At 68.2% G+C, this 25,314-nt stretch carries 26 protein-coding genes; 8 read left to right on the forward strand and 18 right to left on the reverse strand.

Translation table 11 applies throughout. The features are described from left to right. The first annotated feature begins 334 nt into the window (after positions 1–334). Positions 335–1,765: an ice-binding family protein gene (locus ACY466_RS16450; protein WP_463246642.1), complete on the forward strand. Its 1,431-nt coding sequence runs from the start codon at positions 335–337 to the stop codon at positions 1,763–1,765. 3 nt (positions 1,766–1,768) lie between these two features. Continuing rightward, on the forward strand, positions 1,769–2,431 hold the full coding sequence (locus ACY466_RS16455; protein ID WP_463246644.1) for a class F sortase: 663 nt from the start codon (positions 1,769–1,771) through the stop codon (positions 2,429–2,431). Here the strand turns inward: ACY466_RS16455 and ACY466_RS16460 are convergent. The 10 genes from ACY466_RS16460 to ACY466_RS16505 are packed head-to-tail and all read right to left on the reverse strand — an operon-like array spanning position 2,421 to position 12,256. Further along, positions 2,421–2,858: a DUF6992 family protein gene (locus tag ACY466_RS16460; protein WP_463246646.1), complete on the reverse strand. Its 438-nt coding sequence runs from the start codon at positions 2,856–2,858 to the stop codon at positions 2,421–2,423. The genes ACY466_RS16455 and ACY466_RS16460 overlap by 11 nt on opposite strands. A 26-nt stretch (positions 2,859–2,884) precedes the next feature. Next, positions 2,885–4,075, reverse strand: coding sequence for a CaiB/BaiF CoA transferase family protein (locus tag ACY466_RS16465; RefSeq protein WP_463246648.1), 1,191 nt, complete (start codon positions 4,073–4,075; stop codon positions 2,885–2,887). Then, a complete protein-coding gene (locus tag ACY466_RS16470) occupies positions 4,072–5,541 on the reverse strand; it encodes a dihydroorotase (RefSeq protein ID WP_463246649.1) in 1,470 nt (489 codons plus the stop codon). The genes ACY466_RS16465 and ACY466_RS16470 overlap by 4 nt, the downstream gene beginning before the upstream one ends. Positions 5,542–5,559: 18 nt before the next feature. Next, the gene (locus ACY466_RS16475; protein WP_463246651.1) at positions 5,560–6,933 is read right to left on the reverse strand and encodes an FAD-dependent oxidoreductase; all 1,374 of its coding nucleotides are present in this window, start codon (positions 6,931–6,933) and stop codon (positions 5,560–5,562) included. Continuing rightward, positions 6,930–7,553 carry an aspartate/glutamate racemase family protein gene (locus ACY466_RS16480; protein WP_463246653.1) on the reverse strand — a complete coding sequence of 208 codons (624 nt, stop codon included), beginning with the start codon at positions 7,551–7,553 and terminating at the stop codon, positions 6,930–6,932. Before ACY466_RS16480 ends, ACY466_RS16475 begins: the two co-directional genes overlap by 4 nt. A 24-nt stretch (positions 7,554–7,577) precedes the next feature. Then, positions 7,578–8,285 carry an ABC transporter ATP-binding protein gene (locus tag ACY466_RS16485; RefSeq protein WP_463246655.1) on the reverse strand — a complete coding sequence of 236 codons (708 nt, stop codon included), beginning with the start codon at positions 8,283–8,285 and terminating at the stop codon, positions 7,578–7,580. Further along, positions 8,282–9,004 (reverse strand): ABC transporter ATP-binding protein, encoded by a 723-nt coding sequence (locus ACY466_RS16490; protein WP_463246657.1) that lies wholly within the window; start codon positions 9,002–9,004, stop codon positions 8,282–8,284. Before ACY466_RS16490 ends, ACY466_RS16485 begins: the two co-directional genes overlap by 4 nt. Further along, entirely contained in the window at positions 9,001–10,044 is a 1,044-nt protein-coding gene (locus ACY466_RS16495; RefSeq protein ID WP_463246659.1) for a branched-chain amino acid ABC transporter permease, read from the reverse strand. The genes ACY466_RS16490 and ACY466_RS16495 overlap by 4 nt, the downstream gene beginning before the upstream one ends. Then, positions 10,041–11,039: a branched-chain amino acid ABC transporter permease gene (locus tag ACY466_RS16500; protein ID WP_463246660.1), complete on the reverse strand. Its 999-nt coding sequence runs from the start codon at positions 11,037–11,039 to the stop codon at positions 10,041–10,043. The genes ACY466_RS16495 and ACY466_RS16500 overlap by 4 nt, the downstream gene beginning before the upstream one ends. Beyond that, positions 11,036–12,256, reverse strand: a complete 1,221-nt coding sequence (locus ACY466_RS16505; protein ID WP_463246661.1) for an ABC transporter substrate-binding protein — start codon at positions 12,254–12,256, stop codon at positions 11,036–11,038. The genes ACY466_RS16500 and ACY466_RS16505 overlap by 4 nt, the downstream gene beginning before the upstream one ends. 277 nt (positions 12,257–12,533) lie before the next feature. On the opposite strand from ACY466_RS16505, the gene ACY466_RS16510 reads away from it, so the two are divergent. Both ACY466_RS16510 and ACY466_RS16515 read left to right on the forward strand, forming a co-directional pair. Then, positions 12,534–13,346: an IclR family transcriptional regulator gene (locus tag ACY466_RS16510; RefSeq protein ID WP_463246663.1), complete on the forward strand. Its 813-nt coding sequence runs from the start codon at positions 12,534–12,536 to the stop codon at positions 13,344–13,346. Then, positions 13,343–14,188: an HpcH/HpaI aldolase/citrate lyase family protein gene (locus ACY466_RS16515; RefSeq protein ID WP_463246665.1), complete on the forward strand. Its 846-nt coding sequence runs from the start codon at positions 13,343–13,345 to the stop codon at positions 14,186–14,188. The genes ACY466_RS16510 and ACY466_RS16515 overlap by 4 nt, the downstream gene beginning before the upstream one ends. Before the next feature lie 34 nt (positions 14,189–14,222). Here ACY466_RS16515 and ACY466_RS16520 read toward each other — a convergent pair whose 3' ends face one another. After that, complete coding sequence (locus tag ACY466_RS16520; protein WP_463246666.1) at positions 14,223–15,629, reverse strand: MmgE/PrpD family protein; 1,407 nt, start codon at positions 15,627–15,629, stop codon at positions 14,223–14,225. Further along, the gene (locus tag ACY466_RS16525; protein WP_463246667.1) at positions 15,626–16,441 is read right to left on the reverse strand and encodes a cyclase family protein; all 816 of its coding nucleotides are present in this window, start codon (positions 16,439–16,441) and stop codon (positions 15,626–15,628) included. The genes ACY466_RS16520 and ACY466_RS16525 overlap by 4 nt, the downstream gene beginning before the upstream one ends. A 171-nt stretch (positions 16,442–16,612) precedes the next feature. On the opposite strand from ACY466_RS16525, the gene ACY466_RS16530 reads away from it, so the two are divergent. After that, on the forward strand, positions 16,613–17,986 hold the full coding sequence (locus ACY466_RS16530) for an MmgE/PrpD family protein (protein ID WP_463246669.1): 1,374 nt from the start codon (positions 16,613–16,615) through the stop codon (positions 17,984–17,986). Positions 17,987–18,101: 115 nt separating this feature from the next. Continuing rightward, on the forward strand, positions 18,102–18,698 hold the full coding sequence (locus ACY466_RS16535; protein WP_463246670.1) for an excalibur calcium-binding domain-containing protein: 597 nt from the start codon (positions 18,102–18,104) through the stop codon (positions 18,696–18,698). A gap of 129 nt (positions 18,699–18,827) precedes the next feature. Here the strand turns inward: ACY466_RS16535 and ACY466_RS16540 are convergent, their stop codons facing one another. The 6 genes from ACY466_RS16540 to ACY466_RS16565 all read right to left on the reverse strand — a co-directional run bounded on the left by ACY466_RS16540 (position 18,828) and on the right by ACY466_RS16565 (position 23,264). Continuing rightward, entirely contained in the window at positions 18,828–19,958 is a 1,131-nt protein-coding gene (locus tag ACY466_RS16540; protein WP_463246671.1) for a cellulase family glycosylhydrolase, read from the reverse strand. Between the two features lie 196 nt (positions 19,959–20,154). Continuing rightward, complete coding sequence (locus ACY466_RS16545) at positions 20,155–20,397, reverse strand: hypothetical protein (RefSeq protein WP_463246673.1); 243 nt, start codon at positions 20,395–20,397, stop codon at positions 20,155–20,157. Continuing rightward, positions 20,394–21,665 (reverse strand): WXG100-like domain-containing protein, encoded by a 1,272-nt coding sequence (locus ACY466_RS16550; protein WP_463246674.1) that lies wholly within the window; start codon positions 21,663–21,665, stop codon positions 20,394–20,396. The genes ACY466_RS16545 and ACY466_RS16550 overlap by 4 nt, the downstream gene beginning before the upstream one ends. Beyond that, complete coding sequence (locus ACY466_RS16555) at positions 21,665–21,958, reverse strand: WXG100 family type VII secretion target (RefSeq protein ID WP_463246675.1); 294 nt, start codon at positions 21,956–21,958, stop codon at positions 21,665–21,667. Before ACY466_RS16555 ends, ACY466_RS16550 begins: the two co-directional genes overlap by 1 nt. Then, the gene (locus tag ACY466_RS16560; protein ID WP_463246677.1) at positions 21,955–22,314 is read right to left on the reverse strand and encodes a WXG100 family type VII secretion target; all 360 of its coding nucleotides are present in this window, start codon (positions 22,312–22,314) and stop codon (positions 21,955–21,957) included. The genes ACY466_RS16555 and ACY466_RS16560 overlap by 4 nt, the downstream gene beginning before the upstream one ends. Positions 22,315–22,598: 284 nt before the next feature. Continuing rightward, complete coding sequence (locus tag ACY466_RS16565; protein ID WP_463246678.1) at positions 22,599–23,264, reverse strand: CsbD family protein; 666 nt, start codon at positions 23,262–23,264, stop codon at positions 22,599–22,601. Positions 23,265–23,481: 217 nt separating this feature from the next. On the opposite strand from ACY466_RS16565, the gene ACY466_RS16570 reads away from it, so the two are divergent. Both ACY466_RS16570 and ACY466_RS16575 read left to right on the forward strand, forming a co-directional pair. After that, positions 23,482–24,645, forward strand: coding sequence for a hypothetical protein (locus tag ACY466_RS16570; RefSeq protein WP_463246680.1), 1,164 nt, complete (start codon positions 23,482–23,484; stop codon positions 24,643–24,645). A gap of 10 nt (positions 24,646–24,655) precedes the next feature. Next, positions 24,656–25,300, forward strand: coding sequence for a maltokinase N-terminal cap-like domain-containing protein (locus ACY466_RS16575; protein ID WP_463246681.1), 645 nt, complete (start codon positions 24,656–24,658; stop codon positions 25,298–25,300). Positions 25,301–25,314: the final 14 nt, after the last annotated feature.

The raw sequence follows: 25,314 nt of genomic DNA on the forward strand, positions 1-25,314 counted from the left end.
TGCGGTCACCGAACACGAAGTCCGGATTCTGTGCTCGAAACAATACGCGTGACCGATAAAGTATTGGAATTGCTTTATCGCGTATCACGTGGTGTGATCAGCGTCTGGACTCGGTTATCGACTTGGACAAACAGGTCGCGTCCACTCATTCTTGCGTTCGAGCCTTCTCACACCATCCCACCGCGAAACGTGGATGCCTGCTTTACAGCAGAGCCGTCACCCGTCGCGAAGGATTCTTCATCGCACAGCCGACCTTGTCGGGGGACATCGCTGGGCGAAACCACCTGCGACACACATCGATGATGCATGTGTCCGTTTCGATAAGGGATCCTGCATGCAAGCTTCACAGGCATTGCCTCGCAACACTTTTCGTCAGTGCACCGTCTCCGTCGCGGCAGTTTCGGTCGCCTCCGCGGGGCTGCTGCTCTTCGCCTCCGGCACCGCGTCGGCGGCGACCACCACCGTCCCGCTGGGTACCGCGAGCAGCTACGCCGTCCTGGCCGGCAGCACGGTGACGGACACCGGGTCGAGCACCATCCGAGGGGACGTCGGACTCAGCCCGGGGAGCGCTGTCGACGGTCTGGCATCGGGCCAGCCCTCCCCCGGCGCTCTGGACATCGCGAACGAGCGAGCGAACATCGCCAAGGCCAACCTCACCGCCGCATACGGGGACGCTGCAGCGCGCCCACTCAGCGAAAGCGCCGAAAATCCGAACCCCCAGCCCGTCGAACTCGGCGGTCGAACGTACTTCGACGGCGTCTACGGGGCGCCGACCGAACTGGCGATCACGGGTGAGGTCACGCTCGACGGCCAGGGCGCCACCGACTCGGTGTTCATCTTCAAAGCGGGCTCCACCTTGACCACGGCGTCGGGTGCATCGGTCAATCTCATCAACGGCGCGAACCCCTGCAACGTGTTCTGGCAGGTGGGAAGCAGCGCCACCCTGGGAACCAACACCGAGTTCGTCGGAACCATCATGGCGTCCGCGTCCATCTCGGCGAACACGGGCGCCACGATCGACGGACGGCTCCTGGCTCAGACCGGCGCCGTGACGCTCGACAACAACGTGATCGACATCGGGGACTGCGGCGTCCCCACCGTTGATGGTGACGGCGGCGACGACGGTACAGGTGGCGACGACGGCACTGGTGGCGACGGCGGCGACGACGGCACTGGTGGCGACGGTGGCACTGGTGGCGACGGCGGAGACGGTGGCACTGGTGGCGACGGCGGAGACGACGGCGGCACCGGTGGGGACGGCGGCACGAACCCGGGTACCGAAACTCCGGGAACGACGCCCGGAACTCCCCCGCCCGTGGTCATCACGGTCCCACCGATTCCCGGCCTGCCCAGCATTCCGGGTGTTCCCAGCGTGATCACGGTTCCGCCGATCCCCGGCGCACCGGGCACCCCCGGAACACCGGGTACGCCCAACAACCCCGAGATCCCGGGCACTCCCGGAACACCGGGTACGCCGGGCACGCCCGGAACACCGGGCACCCCCGGTACTCCGGGCACCCCCGGTACTCCGGGCACGCCGGGAACCCCCAACACCCCCGGAACACCGGGCACCCCGAACAACCCCGGAACCACCACTCCGGTGACCCCCGGTAACCAGATCACCGTGGTCCCGCGTGGAGGCGTCGACACCGGTGACGGCAGCACCACATCGCCGTCGAACCCGGTCGGCACCATCGCCACCTGGAGCGTCCTCGGCGTTCTCGCGGCCGGAACCGCATTCGTGCGGACCAGACGTCGGAACTGATCGATGACGTCCTGGCTCACCCTGTTTCGCACCAAGCTGTGGGCACTACTGGTGGCGATCGTTGCCATCGCAGTGTTGTCGGGGTGCTCCACGCCGCCGGCTGCCGAACCGGCAGTCGCGGCGCCCACCGGTTCCAGCGAAACCGACACCGCGGTCGATGCGGTGTCGCCGGCAGTGGTCGGCGATCAGCCGGTCACGCCGGCGCCGGCGGCTCCGTCGACGCCCGTGCGCATCGAGATCGATGCCATCGGGGTCGACTCGAACCTCATCGGGTTGGGACTTCAGGACGACGGGACGATGGAGGTACCGGCCGGCGGATTCCCCGGCGGCTGGTACACCGGCTCACCCACACCGGGTGAGCTCGGGCCGTCCATCGTTGCGGGACATGTGGATTGGGACGGCGAGCCGGGTGTGTTCTTCCGGCTCACCGAGCTCTCACCGGGCGACGACATCGTCGTCACCCGCGCGGATTCCAGCGTCGTGACGTTCGAGGTCACGGCGAAGGAGCAGTACCGCAAGACCGAGTTCCCGACCCAGTCGGTGTACGGCGATCTCGATCATGCCGGGCTCCGACTCATCACCTGCGGCGGAGAATTCGATTCCGCCGCGACGAGTTACGACGACAACGTCGTGATCTACGCCGAGATGGTGTCGCTCAGCGCGTGAGGGAAGCTCCACGTGTGGGGGACACCTTGCCCGCATAGACGGAGTCCAGGACGAGCAGGAACAACCCCTGAACGACGATCGCCGCCCCGTGGCCCACCGATTGCTGTGCCGTGATCCGACCGTCGAACGTCGGCTTCCAGTACACGAGGTGGGCCCCGGTGGCGACGTACCCCACGTCCAGTCCGGCGTTGAACAGCAACACCTTTCGTAGCTTCGCGGGGTCCTCGGGCGGCGGGCGAACCGCACCGACTCCGGCGATCACCAGGTCGATGGCACCCCACCCCGCGCTCTGCAGACCGAACGCACGCTGAGCTTCCGTCGTGCCGAGGGCGGCCATCGCCGCCCCGCCCACCACGCTCACGGCGCCGCCCAGGGCGAGGCGTGCTCCGAGTCGGCGGGCGGTACGGGCGGCGAGGGTCGCGGTCATGGTCTCCAGTGTGCCCCGCCGAACCGTCAGACGGCCCCGGACTCGTGCAGTTCGGCGATCTTCTCCGCGGAGCATCCGATCTCGGACAACACCTCGTCGGTGTCGGCACCGTGTGCACGTCCGGTATGCCGAATACTGCCGGGCGTCTCCCCCATCCGCCACATCACGTTCTGCATGCGCACCGGGCCGAGATTCTCGTCGTCGACGGTGGTCACCATCTCGATGTCCTTGACCTGGGGATCGTCGAGAAGCTCGCTCGGCTTGTACACCGGCGCCACCGCCGCGCCGGCATCCTCGAACGCCTGCACAACCTCGCCGCGAGTGCGGTCCGCGATCCAGCCGCCCACGTACCCGTCCAGTAGATCTGCGTGCGCCGCGCGCTGACGGCCGGTCGCGAACCACGGTTCCTCGAGGACCTCCGGATGACCGACCAACGTCAGCACCCGCTCGGCAATGGAATTGGCGCTGGTAGAAATGGCCAGCCAATGACCGTCCTTGGTGCGATACAGATTTCTCGGAGCGTTGTTGCTCGACCGATTACCCGTTCGTTCCGGATCGATTCCCAACTGGTCCGCATAGATGACACCGGGGCCCACTGCGGTCATGATCGGACTCAACAGATCGAGATCGATGACCTGGCCTCGGCCACCGTTCGTCGCGCGGTGATACAGCGCCATCGACACCGCCGACGACCCCGCGATCCCGGCCAACGAATCCGCCAGCCCGAACGCCGGCAGGGTGGGCGGTCCGTCCGCGGGCCCCGTCAGGTGGGCGAAGCCGCTCATCGACTCGACGAGCGTGCCGAAGGCCGGACGGCTCGCGTACGGGCCGGTCTGACCGAACCCGGTGACGCGCAGCAGGATCAGACCTGGATTGGACTCGGACAGCACGTCGTATCCCAGACCCCACCGCTCGAGGGTTCCCGGCCGGAAATTCTCCACCACCACGTCCGCGTCGGCGACGAGACGTCGAAAGACGTCGGCGCCGTCCGCGGTTCCCAGGTTCAGGCTCATGGTCCGCTTGTTGCGGCCGACCATCGTCCACCACAGCGGGTGGCCGTCCTTGTCGAGGCCGTGCCCGCGCATCCCGTCGGGACGCGTCGGGTGCTCGATCTTGATCACCTCGGCCCCGAAGTCACCGAGGATCTGCGCGACGAGCGGGCCGGCGAGAATGGTCGAGATGTCGAGGACCTTGATGCCCTCGAGCGGGCCGGTCACTTGTACGGACGGTGCAGGTAGCGACCGGTCGGCTCACCGGAGACGACGCCGTCCGCCAACACCCGGTGGCCGCGAACGAACGTGTCGGTCACCCGAGCCGTGAGTTCGAAGCCCTGGAACGGGGTGTACTCCTGCGTCGACTCCGAATCCTCGGGCCGCACGGTCCAGGTGTGGTCGGGATCGACGAGCGCGATGTCCGCGTCCATCCCCACCGCGATGTCGCCCTTGCCCGGAAGTCCGTACCGCGACGCCGGATTCAGCGAGGTGAGCTGAGCGATGCGTCGCCAGCTGAGCCCGCGCTTGCGACCCTCGCTGACCAGTCCGGGCAGCAGGTACTCGGCACCGCCGAAGCCGGACTTGGCGGCGAAGATGTCGCCCCGATCCTCGGCGAACTTCTTCTCGTCCTTGCAGCACGCGTGGTCGCTGACCACCCAGTCGATGTCGCCCGCCAGCACGTGCTCCCACAGTGCCTCGACGTCGTCACGGGGGCGCAGGGGCGGATTGACCTTGCCGCCGAGTCCGTACGCGGTGTCGATGTCGGCGAGCAGATGACCGATGGTGACCTCGCGACGAAAGTTCACGTGCGGGAACGCCTTCGCCATCCGCATGGCCGCGGTGAGCGCCTTGCGCGAGGACAGGTGCAGCAGATTGATGTTGGGCAACTGGGTCTCGTCCGCCAGGAACGACGCGATGGTGACAGCCAGTCCCTCGGAGTGCGGCGGCCGCGACGCGCTGTAGGCCGCGAGGCCCTGCAGGGTGCCCTCGTCCTCGACGATCTTGGTGTACGCGCTCATGATCTCGGCGGTCTCGCAGTGCAGCGACAACGAGATGTGGTCCGCCTTGTCGCCCAACTGCTCACGCGCCGCCTGAATGCCGCGCATGACGAACTCGAAGTGGGCCAGGTCGTAGCGCTCCCCCTCCGGCGTCATGAGGAACTCGCTCTGGTCCACGGAGCGACCGTGCAGGCCGTGGCTTCCGTAGAACATGAAGATCTTGAACGACGTGACACCGTGATCGGTGATGAGGGAGGGGATCTCGGCGATGTGCTCCTTGGACATCGGCGCGAGGTGATACGCGTAGTCCACGTACGGCTTGCCCTCGGTGGCCGCGAGCACGGTGGGGAACACGTCGGCGTAGGAGCCGCCGGTGTTCATGTAGTACTGGCCGGTTCGCATGTAGGACAACGACGTGGTGACACCACCCTGGACGCAGGCACGCGATTCGGTGGCCGCGTCCTCGCCCAGCGGGTTGTAGATGCCCCAGTGCTGATGGGCGTCGACCACACCGGGGAACGCCACCTTCCCGGCCGCGTCGACGACGGTGTCCGCAGCGTCGGCGGGGATACCGGCTTCGATGCGGGTGAACTTCCCGTCCTCGATCAGCAGATCGACGAACTCGCCGTCCTCGGGCGAATCGGCGTCCGGACGGACGACACGAGCATTGGTGATCAACAGGGAATTCGACACGATGGTCCTTTCGAAACCTCAGTATTGACGAGCAGAAGCAACCGAATCGGCTGCGAGATAGGCGAGTCCGAGTGCGGGCAGCAGACCGTTGCCGGCAAGGTACCCCGCGGCTCCGTGACCGGAGATCCCCATGGCGGCGCCGCCGGACGCGTACAGACCCTCGATCGCACCGCCGTCGACGCGGTGCACGCGGGCCGACTCGTCGACCACCAGCCCACCCTGGGTGTGGAACAGCGCGGGCACGATCTTGATGGCGGCGTAGGGCGGTTCCAGGACGTGTTCGAAGGAGGTGCGGCCGAACGGATCGCTGCCCTCCCCACGAGCGAACTCCTCGACGATCGCGAGTTCACCGACCACGGCGTCGGCAGGCATCCCCGTGGCCCGCGCGAGCTCGTCGGCCGAGTCGGCCCACACGGCCGCACCCGCGTCCACGGTCTGGCGGAAGTCGATGAAGGCCAGGCACAGATCGTGCACGGTGCGGTCGATGACCAACCACCCCTCCGACTCCGGCCGGGCGGCCAGGGCGGCAGCGTATTCCGAGTAACCGGTGGTCTCGTTGCCGAAGCGCCGCCCTTCGAGGTCGAGGACGACGCCGCCGTGCATGACGGTGGCCCAGCCCACCAGCGTCGACGCCTTCTTCGACAGCGCGGCATGGCCCTGGTACGCGTCGAGGAACGCGGTGTCCGCGCCGAGTCGGCGCCCGATGGTGAGCGCGTCCCCGGCCGAGTACTCGCTCCCGTGATAGCGGGCCGACGCGATCTCGGGCATGGCGTCGGACACCAGGGCGGAATCCGCGCCGTATCCGTTGGTGGCGAGGAGAACCGCGCGGGTGGGAATCGTTTCGGTGGATCCGTCGGGCAGGGTGATCTCGACGCCGTCCACCGCGCCCGCGGCGTCCACGGTGACGTCCGTCAGCCGAGCCGGTACGAGCACGTCGATCTTCGGCTCGCGAGAGACCGCCCGTACCAGGTGCTCGAGCAGGATGCTCCCGTGCCGCCCGTCGATGGTGTGGCACCGGAAGTGCGAATGCCCCGGGTAGGCGAAGTCGGTGACCAGGTCGAGAGGAAGACCGAGGTGATCGGCGAGCCATTCGACCAGTGGCGCACTGACGTCCGCCAATGCTGCCGCCAGCCGGGCGTCGGCCTCGCCGCCCGTCTTGTGCATGATGTCGTCGACGAACTGCTCCGGAGAGTCGTCGATCCCCGCCGCCCGTTGCCAGCGCGATCCGGCGCCGGGAATCATCGCCGTCGACATCGCGGTGTTGTTGCCGCGCTTGTAGTGCTCGCTGGCCTCGACCACGAGCACGTCCAGACCCAGTTCGGCTCCGCGCAGCGCGGCGATCAATCCACCGCCCGCACCCGCCACCACCAGATCGGGGCCGCTCTCGCTCATCGCACGTCCTCGAGCGTGCCCAGCAGACGCAACGCCGTGGCCGTGGGGTCCACGACGAGCGGCGTCGTCGCCGGACCGACCAGGTCGACGGCGGAACACGCGTTGATGGCGACGCTGCACGTCAGTGACGCGACGTGCGTACCGACGGCCGCGGACCACGCGTCGTGATCGGCGATGTCCGCCACGGTGAGTCCGAGGACCCCGGTGGGTTCGGCGTCGATCCCGTACCCGGCCAACCGTCGATCGAGTTCGGCGGCGATGGCCTCGTTCCGCGCGAGTGCGCCGATGCGATGGCCCTGCGAGGCGAAGAACGACGCGGTCAGCCGCGTGAGCCCGAACACCGGGCGCGCGAACGCGCCGGCCTCCTCGGCGCAGGGGTCGAGAACGCAATCCGGAAGGAACGCGTCGAACCCGGTCGGGTCGACAGCACGGAAAGCCTGTGCCAGAACGATTTCCGATCGTCTGACCTCGTCCTCGGTGTCGAGGGCGGAGGGTGCGCTCGGACCGACGTTGCGTAGCTCGACCGTGACCCCGGATGGAGACAGATCGTCGTAGCGTCGTTGCCGCCTGGACAATTCGACGTCGTCGACGTCGATCGGCGTGAAAGCCAGAATGTGCATGGTGAATCCTTCGAAGAAGATGGATCAGATGCCGAGGTACGCGGCCTTGACGCGATCGTCGTGCGCCAGTTCGTCACCCGACCCGGTGAGCACGATGGATCCGCTCTCGATGACGTACGCGCGGTCCGAGATCTCCAGGGCCTGCGCGGCGTTCTGCTCCACGATCAGCACGGTGACCCCGGTGTCTCGGATCCGCACGATGGCGTCGAGGACCTGCTGCGCCAGTTTCGGGGCCAGGCCCACGGACGGCTCGTCGAGAGTGAGCACCGATGGGCGGCCCATCATGGCGCGTCCGATCGCGAGCATCTGCTGCTGTCCGCCGGACAGGGTGTCGGCGCGCTGGGTCCGGCGCTCGGCGAGGATGGGAAACAGCTCGAAGACCCGGTCGAGGGACTCCTTCATGCCGCTGCGCTTCTGCGTGTACGCACCCATCTCCAGATTTTCCGACACCGGCAGACTTCCGAAGAGCGATCGGTCCTGGGCCACGTGGATCAACCCGGACTTGACGATCCGGTCCATCCGCATCCCGCTGATGTCGGTGCCGTCGAGCAGGATTCGACCCTTGGTCGGGGTCACGATTCCGGACAGCGCCCGCAGTGTCGTCGTCTTGCCGGCGCCGTTGGCCCCGATCAGCGACACGATCTCGTGCTTCCCGACGTTCATGGTGACGCCGTGGAGAATTTCGAGTCGGCGATACCCGGCGTGCAGGTCCTCGATGTCCAGCGTGGTCATGCCGTCTTCTCCTCACCGAGGTAGGCCTCGACGACCCGCGGGTCCTCGACGACCGTGCGTGGGTCACCGGACGTCAGAACGGCACCTTCGTGCATCACGACCAACTTCTCCGACAGCGCCATCACCGCGGCCATGATGTGTTCGACGAACAGGACGGTCTGACCGTCGCCGTGCAGCGTGCGCAGCAGATCGATCATGGGTGCCCGCTCGGCGGGAACCAGCCCGGCGAGAACCTCGTCGAGCAGAACCACCCGCGGCTCCAGGGCCAGTGCCCGCGCGAGCTCGAGACGCTTGAGCCCGGCGGTGGACATGGTGGACACTCGCCCGCCCACGTGGTCGGACAACTGGACCCGGTCCAGCACCTCGAGCGCGTGGCGACGCGCATCGCCGCGGGACTTGCGGCGGGTGAGCGCGGCGATGGTGACGTTGTCCAGCACGGACATCGACTCGAACGGACGCATGAGTTGGAACGTGCGCACCAGCCCGGCGCGGGCGATCTTGTTGGCAGGCCAACCCGTGATGTCGGTGCCGTCGAAGATCACGCGGCCGCTCGTCGCCGGCTGTTCCCCGGCGAGCAGCGAGAACAGCGTCGTCTTGCCGGCCCCGTTCGGACCGATGATGCCCAGGAACTGCCGGTCCGGGACCTCGAGGGACACCTCGCGCACGGCGTGGATTCCCGAGAACGATTTGCTCAGTTTGTCGACGGTCAGCAGGCTCATCGGTGCGTCCTCTCGCGGATGGTGCCGAAGATCCCCTTGGGCAGGAAGATGACGATCAGGATCAGGATGATCGAGTAGACCGCGACGTCCAGACCGATTGCGCCCTGCAGGAATTCGAGGAACGCGGGCGGGTTTCGGAGCAGTTCGTTGATGAGCTCGGAGAGCGGTCCGATGACCGCGGCTCCGATGACGGGGCCCCAGATGGTGCCGATGCCGCCGATGACCGCGGGGACGATGGCCTCGACCGACACGGCGGATCCGAACGCCTGCTCGGGACCGACGAAGAAGTAGTACTGGGTGTAGTACACGCCGGCCACGGCCGTCAGCGCGCAGCTGGCCGCGACGGCGATGAGCCGGTACTTCATCGTGTCGATACCCAACGACGCCGCCGCGGTGGCGTCGTCGCGCACCGCCTGGACGAATTGTCCTGCCCGAGAACGCACGTAGAAGATGGTGCCCAGCACCGCGAGGGTGAGGATCACCAGCGGAATCCAGATGTAGTTGGCGCTGCCCTTCTCGAACTGCAGCATCCACCACGAATCCCGCGGCAGGATCGGCACGTTGAAGCCCTCGGTCTTGTTGAAGACCTCCAGGTTCTGCACCAGCAGCAGGAACATCTGCGCGAACGCGAACGTCGCCAGGGCGAAGTACGAGCCCGCGAGCCGATACCGCAGGCACAGGTAAGCGATGAGTGTGCCGACCACGGCGGCGATCACCGCGGCCACCACCATCGAGATCCACGGCGAGATGCCGTGTTCCACCAACAGATACGCACCGGAGTAGGCCCCGATGCCGAAGAAGGCGGCATGACCGAAACTGAACATGCCGCCGAATCCGCTCATGATGTTCCAGGCGACGGCCATGATCGCGAAGATCAGGGTCCGCACGGCCACCGTCTGGGCCTGCTCGCCGAGGAACAGCGGAAGGGTGGCGATGGCGACGAACACGACGACGAGCGTGATGAGCTGGCGGCTGAGCCAGTTCTCCTTCAGGCGCTTGTCGGCGGGTGCGGTGGTCGGGTTGTCCACGGTGGCAGTCATCGGCGTTCTCCGAACAATCCTTCGGGCTTGAGAAAGAGGACGAGGACGAACACCACGAAGACGAGGATCAGCGACCCGGTGCCGGGCAGGTAAAGCGCACCGACGGTCTGGACCAGTCCGATGATCACGCCGCCGAGCATCGCGCCCGTGACGCTGCCGAGTCCGCCCAGCACCACGATGACGAACGCCAGGATGGTGAACTGCTCACCGACCGAGGGCGTGAGCGAGGTGAACGGGGTCATCAGACCGCCGGCGACCGCGACGCACGCCGCACCGATACCGAAGGTCAGGGCGTACACGCGGCCGATGTCGACGCCGACGAGCTTGGCGCCCTCCGAGTTCGAGGCGACGGCGCGAATGGACAATCCGAGCCGGGTGCGTTCGAGAACGACCTTGAGCGCGACCGCGACGAACGCCGCGCCGACGAACGCCAGCACGCGCGGCCACGACGCCACGGTGCCCAGGATGGACAGCGAACCGTCCACCGGTGCCGTCACACTCAGCGGGCGACCGCCGTAGATCATCAGCAGGACGTTGATGATCAGCAAGGACAGGCCGAGGGTCACCAGCAGCGGCCCCTCGTGACTACCGCTGATGGTCAGCTTCGTCAGCAGTGCCGACTGCACGATCATGCCGAACAGGAACATCAGCGGCGCCGCGACGAGGGTGGCGACGTAGACGGGCAGACCCGCGTTGGACAACGAGTACACGATGTACATCGCCATGGTGAGCATGGCGCCCTGGGCGAAGTTCACGATGCCGAGAACGCCGAAGATCAGGGTCAATCCGACGGAGATGAGCGCGTAGACGCCACCGAGAAGCAGCCCCGAGACGATCGCCTGGCCCACCAGACCCTGGTCCTTGCCACCGGCGAAGAAGACGACGGCGAGGATCAGGACCATCACGCCACCGGCGATCAGACCGGTGTTGGCACCGGCCGACCGACGGGACGGCTCGGTGGCCGCGGCGGCGGTGGGTTCGGTTGCGGTGGTCACTGTCCGGATCCGGTCGGGAACCGGAGATCGGCGGTCGCGAACTCCTCCGGGAACACCTGGGCGATGCTGCCGTCGCGGACCTGCATGACGATCACGGTCGCGTTGGTGTTCTGGCCGGTCTCGTCGAACTCGATGGGTCCGCTGAAGGCGAGGAGCGGGTCCTCGATCGACACTCCGGAGATGGCTTCGCGCAGTGCCTCGGGGTCGCTGTCGGCGCCGTCCTCGAGCCCGGCGGCGATGACCTCGACGGCCTGGTAGGACAGCATGGATGCCGTCTCCATCGGGCGTCCGAACTGCTCCTCGAACCGGGCGCGAATGTCGGTGACTCGCTCGCTGGTCGCGTCGTAGTGGTAGTTGGCGCTCAACACGCCGTCACCGGCCGTTGCCGCATCCGACGGGAACGAACTGTCGTCGAACGCACCGTTCGCGATTCCGTACACGCCCTTGACCGGGACGTTCAGCTGCTCCACCGCGCGAGCGATCAACAGGCCGTCCGGGTAGTAGCCGGTGGCGATGATGACGTCCGGATTCGACACGGCCGCTTCGCGTACGACGGTAGTGGCGTCGGAGAAGTTGGTCGCGGGGTAGCTGATCTCCTGCACGGAGTCGATGCCCTGGTTCGCGGCCTCGGCTTCGAACGCGTCGAAGACGCTGTCGCCGAAGGACCCCTCGATGTGGAGGTAGGACACCGAATCGATGGCCTCGCCGGTCTGCTCCTCGATGGCCGCGAGCGCCCTGGCGCCGTCGGTTCCCATGCTCGACGCGTTGGGCTGCATGCGGAACGCGTACTGATATCCCTGCTCGAGGATCTGGTCGTCCACCGCGACGTCGATGACGAAGGGAACGCGGGACCGCTCGGCGACCGACGCCACGTTGAGAGTCACGTCGGACTGGTAGGTCCCGATGAGCGCGACGGAGCCGTCGTCGATGAGGCGCTGTGCCTCGCTCTGTCCCACCTCGGCCCGGCCCTGGCTGTCACCGGAGACCAACTCGAGCTCTCGACCGTCCAAAGCTTCGATGCCGCCGGCCGCGTTGATGTCGGCCACCGCCATCGCGGCCCCGTCGTTCATCAACCCGCCGACTCCGGCGAGTGCGCCGGTGGTGGGGTGAACGGACCCGATCTTGATCGCACCGGAATCGTCGGCCCCCGAGGAGGACCCGCACGCCGAAGCGCCTACCAGAGCGACGGCTGTCAGCACGCCTACGAGCTTTTTCATGGTTGAGTCTGCCTTCCGCGCCGTCTGCCGGCACCGAGTCGAACCGCATGGCCTGAAACGCTGATTGCTGTTCCGCTCAGCGCACCGTCGGTATGACGGTCGATCCCCCCGCGACATGAGTATGGCATGGCTCACTGGGTCAGAACAGGCTGTTTCGTGACTTTCTTGTTAAAGGTGTGGTTCGCTCAGCGGAACGCACTGATGGCAGGCACCGTTACGCCACACTGGTGGTACACCCTGCCGGATGCATTCTCGGCTCCCCCGAAAGGCGACCACGATGGCCGACGCTTCACCCGACACCTCGACGCCGGTCAAGAGTCCCGAGCTCTACACCGGCACCGAGTCCGCCGATCGCGTTGCCGATGTGCTGCTGGCCTTCGCGCAATCGGATCGCGCTCTCGGCGTCTCCGAGATCGCCCGACGCCTGCACCTGAGCAAGGCTGTGGTGCACCGGATCCTGCAGTCCCTGTCGTCACGGTCGATCGTGCAACCCGTCGCGGGTGAGTCGACGTACTCGCTGGGACCCGCCGCCATCGGTCTCGGCACGAAGGCGTGGAGCCAGCTCGACGTACGCACCATCGCCGCACCCGTCCTGCGATCGCTTCGGGCACAAACCCGCGAGACCGCAACGCTGTCCGTGCTCGTGGGACACCGGCGCCTGTATCTCGATCAATACGAGAGCCCGCAGGAAGTCAAGATGGTCGTGGAGATCGGCCCGCAGTACCCCCTGCACTCGGGAGCGTCGAGTCGAGCCATCCTCGCGTTCCTCCCGGAGCACTTCGCCGTCGAGGCGTTGGCCGAGTTGCGCTCGACCGCAGCCGATGTCGACGCGGACGCCTTCATGGCACGGCTGGCCGAGATCCGCGAGATCGGCCACGCCACGTCCATCAACGAGCGCAACACCGGTGCCGCGTCCATCGCCGCCCCGTTCTTCGACGCCGCGGGTCACGTCCTGGGCTCGGTCAGCTCGTCCGGGCCGGCGTTCCGATATTCGTCGACGGCGGACGACGAGCACGCCGTCCACGCCGACCAGGTGGTGGCCGCCGCGCGGTCCATCACCTCGATGCTCGAAGAGAAGGCCGCCCGATGATCGCTGCACCTCGATCCCTCCTTTACGTGCCGGCGGTCAAGCCGAGCCTGTTCGACAAGGCCGCGGCGGGTCCGGCGGATGCCGTGATCATCGACCTCGAAGACGCGGTTCCCCTGCAGCACAAAATAAGTGCGCGGCGCGACGTGTCCGCGTGGCTGACGGGGAGAGGAGCGAACGACCACGGTTCGGCGGCGATCTGGGTCAGGGTGACACCGGAGTTCCTCGAGGACGATCTCGACGCCGCCGCGCACCGGGGTATCGCCGGCGTGATGGTCGCCAAGTGCACGGTCGACGCGCTCGAACGCACCCACGATCTGTTGTCCCGTCACGAGCGCGAACGAGACTTCGCCGACACACCCGTGATCGGGCTGGTGGAGACCGCGCACTCGCTGCGATCGGTCCACGAGATGGCGGCGATACCGCGTGTGCTCACTTTCGGACTCGGCGAAGTGGACCTGCTCGCGGATCTTCGCATCCGGCGCACCCCCGGAACGGCGGGGGTGATCGATCAGCTGCGGACGGAGCTCGTGATCGGTTGCGCCGCAGCTGGAATCGCCGCACCGATCGCGCCCACCTCCACGGACTTCCGAGATCTGACCGGGTTCGTCGCGTCGACGGAGCACCTGGTCAATCTGGGATTTCGGGGTCGCACGGCCGTGCATCCGACGCAGATCCCGATCATCAACGCCGCGCTCACCCCGACGTCGGACGACGTGCAGCGGGCTCGGCGGTTGGTCGAGCTGTTCGACACCGCCGAGGGTGGACCCACCGTCGACGACCACGGTCGCTTCGTCGACGAGGCCGTGGTCCGAGGCGCGCGCGAGATCCTCGCGCGCGCCTGAGCGTCCGGGACGCCCACCTCGGGCGTCGCCAGGGTCAGACCCTGGTCAGGGGCGCGAGCAGCTCGTCCGTTCGCGTCAACTCGGCAAGACGTCCGCACCGTCGAGCCAGTGCCTCGACCTCGTCCGCCGGCAGGAACGGACCCGCGTTCGACCGGAACTTGGCCGACACCTCGTCGAACGACAGGGGGCGTTCCGGCCCGCCGCGCGTCGTCAGCATCTCCTCGACCACCGTGGTGCCGTCCGTCAGTTCGACCGTCAGGATCGCCGGGAACTGGTGCGGGAAGATCGCGTCGCAACGAGCGTCCGGAACCACGTCGACCTTGGCCATGAGCTCGACCCGTTCGGCCGACGTCGCCAGATCGTCGGAGTAGTCCGCCATGTCGGCGCCCAACCCACCTCCGCCGAGCATGCCCACGGCGACGGCGTACGGCCCGCTGAACTGAGCCATGTAGCCGGTCTGGGGTGTTCGCTTCACCTCGATGGGCTCACCGATGGTCCGGAGATTCGCTGCGGGTACGCCCAGCGAGTAGCGGACGACGTCCTGTGGTGCAACGCCTCTCGCGCGCACCGCAGCGGCCGCGTCGAGCGCCGCGTGGGTGAAGTGATTGGCGGGGTACGGCTTGAAGAAGATCTTCGGCGCCGCCCAGTCCGTCCCCAGACCGTCGACGATTTCGCTCTGCCGACCCGAGTCGTGCAGCCACGCCTGGAAGAACCCGAAGCGGCCCTCCAGGACGGTCGGCGGGCCGGTGATGCCATGGGCCGCCAGGCCCGCCGCCGACAGCGCCGAATGCGCCGCCCATCCGCAGTGCAGTCGCTTCACCGTGCCACCCGTGCGATTGGCCTCGATGATGCCCGACGCCATGGAGGCCGCGATGCCGAGCGTGTCGACGATACGATCGGCGTCCGCGCCGCCGATGACGGCCGCCGCGACGGCGCCGCCCATCGCGCCACAGATGGACGTGGCGTGCTGGCCGTGTTCGAAGAACACCGAGTTGTTGGTCTCGGGATCGAACCCGGCCATGCCCAGCCGGACACAGGTTTCGAGGCCCAGTGCGATTCCCCGCACCAGCGTCCGGCCGTCCGCACCGTGCTGCTGCGCGGCGGCGAGGGCTGCCGGAATCACGCTGGCACTGGGATGCAGAACGGACGGGAGGTGGGTGTCGTCGAAGTCGAGCGAATGCGCCAGCACCCCGTTGACGAAGGCCGCCAGAGTCGGTGGGAGCCCGATGTCGACGCCGACGGCGGATGCCGTCGCAGCACCGCCCTGCTCACGTGCCCAGGCGATCGCCGCCCGGCTGGTGTCGAGACTCGTGGCGGCGACGGCGATACCGAGGGTGTCCAGCACCCGCATTCCGACGCTGGTGACCACGTCGTCGGGAAGGTCGTCGAACGAGGTGCCGGCGGTGAACTGCGCGAGGATCTGCGCGGAGGTCTCGCTCATGCGGACGTCACCGCCAACGGGCGCACCGGTGATCCGGTGGCACCGAAGATCTCCAACGGGACCACCACGAAGGTGAACTCGTAGCGACGCACCGCCGCGAGCTCCTCGAGGTCGAGAGCCTCGATGATGTAGATCCCGCTCTCCACCAACAGAACTCGATGAGCGGGCAGCATGGCGTGGCCGCCGCCCGGCGCCAGACGCTCGAAGGCGATGGTGTCGGCACCCGCGGCGTGGACACCGCGCTCGGCCAACCACCGAGCGCCGGCTTCACTCACCCCCGGCACCCCGGACGGTCCCCCCACGTACGGCTGCCCCTCGTCGAACAGCTGACCCCACCCACTGCGGATGAGCACGACGTCGCCGGCCCGGACCTCGACACCCTCGTCGGCACAGGCCTTGTCCAGATCGGCAACGGTGATCTCGTAGCCGCCCTCGCAGCGATCCACACCGAGTGTGCGGGGAATGTCCAGCAGCACGCCCCGTCGGATCATGGGCTCGATGGTGTGCACTCCGAGTTCGACGTACTTTCCGCCGATGCACGAGGCCCCCGCATCTGCGCCGCCGAACAACTTGCCGTCCTGGGACACGTGAGCCAGGGCGTCGATGTGGGTTCCGACGTGCGTCCCGGTGGTGATCATGTCGTTGGCCGCACTGCCGCCGTCGACCCGCGTCATGTCGCCGTGGCGGCGCGGGAGGGTGTGCCAGAACTGGGGATGGTTGGGTGACTGCGGCATCCCGACGCGCAGCTGTCTCCCCAGGTCGACGATCTGCACCCCGGCCTGCACGGCCTGGAGCAAGGGATCCGGCGTCATGGGCGACTCCTTCGTGTCGGTGACTCGCGGTGCGCTGAAGTTGCGTTTCTTTCAGCGGAACGTAAACCCTGCATCGAGAATGGCTCGTGCGGTGTGGTTCACGCTAGCAGCCGTGTCGCTTGCTGCGCTCACCATTGACGCAGTCCATTCACCGTCGCTAGCGTCTCGTCGATGGCGACCCCATTGGTGTTCCGTTCAACGGAACGTGTCGACGACCTGGCCGGTATGGCCATCGCACTGCGTGACGGGCAGCCCGATTCCGGCGTCGGCGGCGTGCCCGAGGTCCTCGCCGACCGCGCTCGCCTGCTGCTCCTGGATCTGTTCGGTGTGACCCTCGCCGGATCCCGAACGGCAGAACTCGTCGCCCTTCGACGCGCGTGGCTCGCCGAACCCGGGTCCACGTCGACCATCGGGCGCGAGACACGGACCACAGTCGAGACCGCCATGACGCTCGATGCCATCGCGTCCTGCTGTCTCGAACTCGACGAGGGCAACAAGTACGCGGCCGGGCACCCGGCCGCGCACGTGGTTCCGGCCGCCGTCGCCGCGGCACGGCTGTCGAGCACCGCCGTCAGCGGTGCGACGTTCATCGCAGCGATCGTCGCCGGATACGAGGTGGCCGCTCGATTCGGTCATGCGCTCACCCGCGACCCTCGGTGGCACACCCACGGCCACTGGGGCGCCGCCGGCGCCGCGACCGCGGCGAGCATCATCGGGGGTGGAGACGCCGAGACCGTCGCCGCCGCGATCGATTCCTCGACCGGGCTCGTCCACGTGACGCCGTGGGCGATGGTGCTCGACGGCGACTTCACTCGAAATCTGTGGATCGCCGGCGCCGCGCGGGGCGGTCTCGACGGCGCCCGATTGGCGTCGGCCGGACTGGTGCACAACTCCGGTGCCGTGGCGTCGACTCTGGGCGACATCGTCGGAAGCCTCGACCTCGACCGCCTCACGTCCGATCTCGGACACCGGTGGCTGGTGGTGGAGGGGTACGCGAAACGACACGCCAGTTGCTCCTACACCCACGCGGCCGTCGACACCGTCCAGAACATGACCGCGACCGCGTCCTGGACCGTGGACGACATCGATCATGTTCTCGTACAGACGCATTCGTTGGCCGCACCCCTGTTCCGACGACATCCCACCACGCGTCTCGGAGCCATGTTCTCGCTGCCGTTCGTCGTGGCGGCGGCGCTGTCGGCGGACGCGATCGACGCCGATGCCCTCGATCCCGACGGCCGGACGTTCGCGGCCGCCGAGCGCCTCAGCGAACGGGTGACCGTCGAAGCGGCGTCCGAGCTGGATGCACTCCTCCCCCGTCGCCGCGCCGCCTCGGTGACCGTCACCCTGCGCACCGGTGAGCGGATCGGTGCGAGCACCCCCAATCCCGTCGGCGACGTCGACCACTTCCCCATGGACCGCGGGGCGGTCGAAGCCAAGTTACGGGCGCTGGTCGGCACGCAGGACACGGCCGCTCTCGCCTCGATCGTGGACGCGATGGCATCGACGACCGACGTGGCGGTTCTATTGGCCGAACTTCCGTGACGCAGTCCGAAACCGACCGCTTGTAACGGTCACGCTGTCCAGTGCGACAAGCGTCGGGGTCCACCACCGGGCTCACTCGACCAACCGTCGATTCTTCCAGCCCTCAGGACCGTTCATGAACAGCTCGTACCCGCCCCCGTTCGCCACCCCGAAGATCGAACAGCCACGCAGGAAGCGTCGAGGGAAGGCGGTCGCGCTGGGCGGGGCGGCGCTGGTGGGACTCGGCATCGTCGCGGTATCGCTGGGCGACTCCGAGCCTCGCACCGTCTCCGCAGTCGAGGAAGTGGCCGCCTCCACCACCGCGGCGGCCCCGACCACCACCCGGACCACCGCGCCGCGCACCACGACACCGCGATCGACGACCACGGTCACCACCGCACCCAGCAGCGCCGAGGCGACCACCACGGTCGAGGTGCCCTACGTCGAGACCCCCTACGTCGACGTGCCCGACGTCGATCGCGCGTACGTTCCCGCACCCGTTCCCTTCGTCGCGCCGGTCCCCGCACCCGTGCCCTACGTCGCGCCGGCGCCGTACGTCGAACCCGAGCCCTACGTCGAACCCGAGGCGTACGTTCCGGAGCCGTCGAGTTCCGCGTACTACGAGAACTGCACCGCGGCCCGCAACGCCGGCGCGGCGCCCGTCTACGCGGGCAGCCCCGGGTACGGATCGCACCTCGACCGTGATGGTGACGGGGTGGGCTGCGAGTCGTAGGTCCGGCGAGTAACCCCACCTCGCGCACCGTGCAGCGACATGCGCACGCTGCGCGGTGCGCGCGGCGCTGGAGGGTGCGCGGCGGTGGGAACGGGGCGCTGGAGGGTGCGCAGGGGTGGGAACGGGCCGCTACCCCACGCCTTGCATCACCCCGGCCGCCGGCTTCGCCGTCCCGTCGCTCCGGTAGACGCCGAAGTAGTCCTCCGAGTCGGGGTTCACCGTGGTGAGGGGCGCACGATCGGTGATCGAGTAGAAGAAGATCGGTCCCGCCCACGAGTACGACGCCCGCAGGTCGATGGCCTGCTGGTACGCCGCGGCCTGGCCCGCTTCGGTGAGGCTCGGCGTCCCCCCGGTCGCGGCGCCCGCCTCCGTCATGACGATCATCTTTCCGGCGTCGCCGTTCTCGGTCATGATCGTTCGGGCGCTCTTCTGCCGAATCGAGCCGTTGGTGTTCCGAAAATCGACGCTCATCTGCGACCACGCGTTGTAGTCCGAGACATCGTTCGGCAGGGCGGGAGCGGTGTACGGGTGCCATCCGACCGCGTCGAAGTAGTTCTTCGCACCGGCGGCGTACATCTGCTGGAGGTAGGTCAGGGGTGCGACGGCCCGGCCGTCGGGACTGGTTCCGGTGCGCCCCCACGGAGCGAGGCCGGCGCTGACGACGGTGATGCCCAGCGGAGTCGCGGCCTTCATCGCCGGGTACGCAGCCTTCAGCAGCGACACGTACCCCTGCAGGTTGGGCTTGCCGGTCACGGGATCGGCCCAGAAGGTGGCGAGGTTGGGCTCGTTCCAGACCTCGAACGCGTACACGTCGTACGGGCGGTAGCGCGCGACGACGGTGGCCGCGAACGTCGCGAACTCGGCGACGTTCGTCGGCGGAGTACTGCCGTTCGCCGTGGTCCGCGCCCACGGCGGCGTTTTCTGAATGAGCAGCAGGACATTCAATCCGTGCCCCTTGGCGGCGGTGACCGCGGAATCCGGACCGGCCCAGGCGAACGAATTCCGACCCCCGTCCTGCACGTACCACCAGTCGATTTCGATGCGAACCCACGTGGCGCCGGTGCCGGCGATCCGGGCCGCCTGAGCCTGCTGCTGAGCGGGCGTGTCGCGAAAGCTGATCCCCTGCAACCCGATCCCCTGCCGACCGGGGTACGGACTGGCCGCAGAGGCCGAACTCGGTTGTCCGACAACGATCATCACGATTCCGAGCACCAGGATGACGAGCCGCACTGCGGCGGTGCGCACGACGGTACTGCGCATGACTGTGGTCCCTTCTCGAAGGGCACCCCGCGGGTTCGCGGGTACCCGCTCCTACGACGGCATTCGCGGCGGATGACGGCGATGCCCGAGAGGGAAGTATGAACTCCTGGTCCCGCGGGTGCGGCGTTCCTTTCGGAATCATTGTCACGATTACATGTCGTGAAAACCGCAGAGTCTTTTTGTCCGTCACAGTCATTCACGACGATCGCAGCTGCGCGAGGCCGTCCCACTCGTCGGGGCGCGGCGAGGTCGAACTCCACGGAGCACCGCGGTCGATCCATTCCGCGCGCCATTGCTCCGGTGTGATGCCGGTGTCCTCGTCGGTCACCCCGTACTCGAATCCGCACGACGGGCAGATCTCGTACGACGGCCCGGCGTCCGAATACGGCGGCTCGGACAGGCCCGGATATCTGCACACGAGGCAGGTGTAGGTACTCACTGAATCAATCCCCCCGGTTGACGGTCCCAGTAGGCAGCACCGGAACTCGGCTTGAAGAACGTCTTGATCGTCCCGTCCGGAGTGTACGAAGCGAACGTGTTGCTCGCCGGGTCGTACATCCGCACGGTGCCATCGGCCCCCACCTTCGTGGGGTGGGTGCCCTCGGCGCGGAACTTCGCGGCCAGCTCGGCGTACTCCTGCGCCGACCGTGCTCCGACATCGCGGCCGTGGCGCGCGAAGTGATCGTCGAGCGCCCGCGTGTTCGCGAAGCCCGGCTTGCCCTCGGCAACACTGCCCGGACCGGGAGCCTCGGCACGAATCGGCTCGCGTCGGGCGACGTCCTCGACGCCGTCCGCGGCACGGCGCGCCTGCGAGACCGTCGACGAACTACGCCGTACCGCGGCGAACGCCCGCAAGGTCTCGAGCAGCGCCCGCACCCGATTCGCGGTCGCGGCGAAACGCCCGGCGGACACCGCCATCGCGGCCGCGGCCGACAGACCGGCCGAGACGAACGCGAGCCCGATGCCCAGAGTGACGGCCGCAGCCTCCTCGAGGGCGAACCGCTCGATCAGATCGCGGATCCGTTCACGGGTGTGGGCGAGCCGATCGGCGTAGTCGTCGCACGAATCGGCGAGGGCCGCGCATCCCGCAGCAGCGGCCGTGCACGCCGTGGCCACCCGCCCGACGTCGCGGCGCACCGGTTCCACCTCGGGGGCGGTCACCTCCGCCGTCAATCGCCGCGAGGCGTCCCGGATACCGTCGGCCGCTCCGGCCAGGCTCGCCCCGAGATCGGTCCAGCACCGGGCGGCAGCGCGCAGCTCGTCGGTGTCGCCGTTGGGACACGGGACGCCCACGGCGTCCGCCAGTTCGATCGCTCCCTGCAGACCGGGACCGGCGTCGCCCACGGCGCTGGGCAGAGTGGCCACCGGCGGCACCGGTTCCACGACGGCGAGACCGACGGATGCCGGCGGCCCACCCGCCCGCTCCTCCGCGGCCGCGTAGTTGGCGGCGACCTGCCGGACGAGCACCGCAGAGGTGCCGAGGGCAGCGGTGACGCCCGCGACGGCCGTCAGCAGGTCGGCCGCGTCGGAGTCGTACGACCGGCCCCACTCGGTGCCGGCCGCATCGCTTCCGGCCATCGACGCCCACGTCCAGGCCACCTCTCCGTGCCGACGCACCGCATCGGATACCCGAATCCGGTTGTCGCGCAGTGTATCGGCCACCGACGCGATGACCTCCGGGGCGACATCGACGGTGACGGGCGCCATCAGCTCTCCCCGAACATGCGCAGATTCGCCTGCACCGCAGCCGAATACGACGTGTGCGCCGTCGCGGCCGCGGACCGGAGCCGATCGAGGCCGCGATGCATCTCCCGCGCCGCAGTGGACCAGGCGACGTGGCCGTCGAGGTGGGCGCTCGACGCGGGACCGGTCCACAGTCGACTCACCTCCGCCACGTGGGCATCGACGTCGGCCAGACGAGCATCGACCGCCGTGACGAACGCGGCCAGCCGGGCGGTGACGGCGTCGAGTGCCTCGAGGTCGACCGAGAACGCGGTCATGCGCGTGACCCCGGCGCCGCGGCTGCGCCGAACGCCATGCGCTGCAAAGTCTCCGCATTCCGCGCGTCGTCCGCCCGGTATCCGTCGACGGCCGACTCCACACGCAGCGAGGTGTCGCTCAGAGCATCGAGCAGGTGCCCGGCTGCGGCGCGAACCTCGCTCCACCCGGCCGAATATGCGGTGGCCGCACCACCGCGCCACGATCCGAGGAGTCGGTCGACGTCCTCGGACACACTGCTCAATTCCGTACGTAATCCGTCCGACAGGGACCCGATCCGTTTCGCACGGAACTGCACGTCGTCGGCGGCAACGGCCATCCCCCCGTTGCTTCCGCCCCCGATATCCACATCGTCCACCGGCGATACCTCCCCGCGTCGGGCCCGGTTCGATCGATCCGGGTCTGCACGGAAATGGACGCGGCGGAGCGGATTTCGGTTCCCCCGCGACCGGATGGGCGTACGACCGAGCCCTCACACGACGAAACCACCGCGGCGCCTGCCGGGTGGGCAGGCGCCGCGGTGGTTCTCGGGCACACCTGGTGCGGTGCGCATCAGCGCAACGCAACCCCCTCGCTGTGAAAAGCGGAGCTCACTTGCGTTGTGCCGGTGTCTCGATCGGTGATCGAGAAATCAGGGGTGGCTCAGAGCTTGGACTTCGCGGTGTACGCGAGGTCGCGTCCGACGTTCTGCGCGACACCGAGACGGTGCGCGAGCGCCGTCTTCGGATCGACGCGGAGGTAACGACGACGGCGACGACGCAGAAGGACGACGGCGACGACGGCACCCATGGCTGCAGCGATGACGGGCGCGGACACGGCGGACGCCTTCTTTACGTCCTGCGCGTCGATGTTCCCGGCGTCGAAGTTGCGTACCGAATCGGCCACGTCGTTCACCGCGTGCTTGGCCTTGCCCGCGACCTCGTCGGCCTTCGCCGCAACGTTGTCGGCGGCCTTCTCGGCCTTGTCCGCAGCCTTGCTCGCAACCTCGTCGGCCTTCGCTGCGGCATCGTCGGCAGCCTTGTCGGCCTTGTGAGCGGCTTTGTCGGTCGCGTCGCCGTTACCGGACACCTCGTCGACCTTCGACTTCGCCTTGTCGACCAGGTCACTGACCGTGCTCTTGGCGGCGTCGGCGGCGTCCTCCGCAGCGTCGGACACGTTGTTCACGACCTGCTTGCCCTCCGCCTTGGTCTCCTGGGCCGCACCCTCGCTGCGCAGAGAATCGTCTCCGGTGGCCTCGCCGGCCTTCTTCTTGGCTGCGCCGGCTGCCTCGTCGGCCTTGTCCTTCGCCTTGTCGATGAAGTCCGCCATGGTTGCTCCTTCCGTCGCACTCGGTCTGATCACGGTGTCGCGCCGAACTCTCGGTACGGGGCATCGTGCCGATGTGCGTTCGTGATGTGTAAGTAGGTCGAACTGACAACGGCGAAACGCACGCCGCCGTCACATGATCTGCGTCACACAGTGGCCCCGGACGCGCCCCGGACGCTCCCCGCCGACGCGACGGATCGTCTGTCGATAGTGTCGGCACATGGGATCGAATCGCCCGACCGGGCGCGGACAGAAGCGTGCCGCCAAGACCAAGGCCCGCCAGCGGCGACAGACGTCGGCGCCGACCGCACCCGCGGCGGTGCGCGCGACCGCCCGCCTCCTGACCGACTTCGTCGAATGGATGCGCGGACAGGATGCGGCCGGGGACATCGAACCCACCCGTCGCGTCGTCGAATCGCTGCTCGGCGAGCTGACCCGCGTACGGCCCGATTTCACCCCCACCGCCTGGACTCCGGACGACGCGCACCTGGTGCTCGACGCCGCCGAGACCGTGCTCGACCAGGACCTCGACACCAGCGAGGACGCCGCCCTGCACCTGGTGTTCAGCTCCCTGTCGTTCCTGACGTTCCTCGACGACGAGGATCTCTGGTCCGGCACCGATGCCTACTACGAGCACTGCATGGAAGACCTGACCGACTTCGTCGACTCGCTTCCGGATCTCATCGACCCCGCGGACATCGAGCTGCCGGACGTCTCCGCCTCGGACGAGGCGAACGCACTGGCCGACCTGGCCGTCGTCACCCGCCTGGACTCGCTGCTGGCGTGGGCGGGCCGCGGCCGACCCGTGAACGCCAAGGAGGTGGCCGAGGGCCTGAGGATCGACGTGCCCGCGTCCACGTTCCAGGGCGTCGGGGACGTGCCGGAGCTCGCGGACCTGTGGCACACCGCTCTCGACGCGCAGCTCATCGAGGTCGCCGACACCGGCGCCGCCCCCGGAGCCTCCGCGGCCGGTTTCCGGGCTCGCGAACTCGAGGTGCTGCGGTCGGTGGTCGCCGCCTACGTCCGCGCGCAGTTGTCCGTCGACGAGGAGATCGACGTCTCGCGATCGGTCGCGGAGAACTTCGCGGCGCAGACCGTGCTCGCGGCGATGACCCCCGATCCGCCCGAGGCCAACCTCGACGAGGACTACGAGAGCCTCGAGGGCGAGGATCGCCGGACCGCGGAACTGGTGGCGGCCCGGCTGAAGTCGTTCGTGGCCGACGGAATCCTGGTGGGCACCGAGCTCCTCCTGGTCCCGCCGCAGTTGCAGCGCGCAGTGCTCGACGGCGTCGCGACGGCCCGGATCTTCGGTACCGAATACGTCGAGACCGAGACACCCGAGGCCGAACCCGACGTGCCCGACGCGGATCGGCCCGGCGCGTAGCGTTCTCGCCATGGCACTCATCCACCGAGCCGAGATCAGTCCGACCAAGATCGAGATGCTGCGCGCGTGGATCCCGGGTCAGCCGTGGTCCGCGGCGCTGGACCTGTCCTCGATGGACATCGTCGACACGTTTCGGTTCGACGACCCCGAGGGCGTCGTCGGCATCGAGACGTTCCTGGTGCGGGCGGCCGACGGAACGGTCATGCAGGTTCCCGTCACGTACCGACCGGGACCGCTCGAGGGCGACCCCGGCACCGCGTTCGACACCGCCCTCGTCACGACCATGACCCACACCGTGTTGGGCGACCGGTGGGTGTACGACGGGACCGAGGATCCGGTGTATCTCGCCGCGCTCGCCCGCACGATCCTGACCGGCGGCGAGCAGGCGGAACTCGTGTTCGACACCGAGGTCCCCGCCGAGCGACGCGTCGTGACCGCCCGGGTTCGCGGCAGCGGGGTGACACGCGAGAGCGGGACCGCCCCCGACGCGATCCCGGTGGCGGATTTCGTCACCACCGAGGTGCTACGCATCGTGGGCGGCCCCGCCCCTGCCGTTCTCGAGCCGGGCACCTCCGGCGAGCAGACCTACACGCTCACCGGTACGTGGCCGGGCCAGGACGAGCCGGCGCTGCTGGCGACTGCCCGCACGCACTGACCCGTCCCGGCCTC

The sequence above is a fragment of the Rhodococcus sp. K11/5 genome (assembly GCF_055193735.1).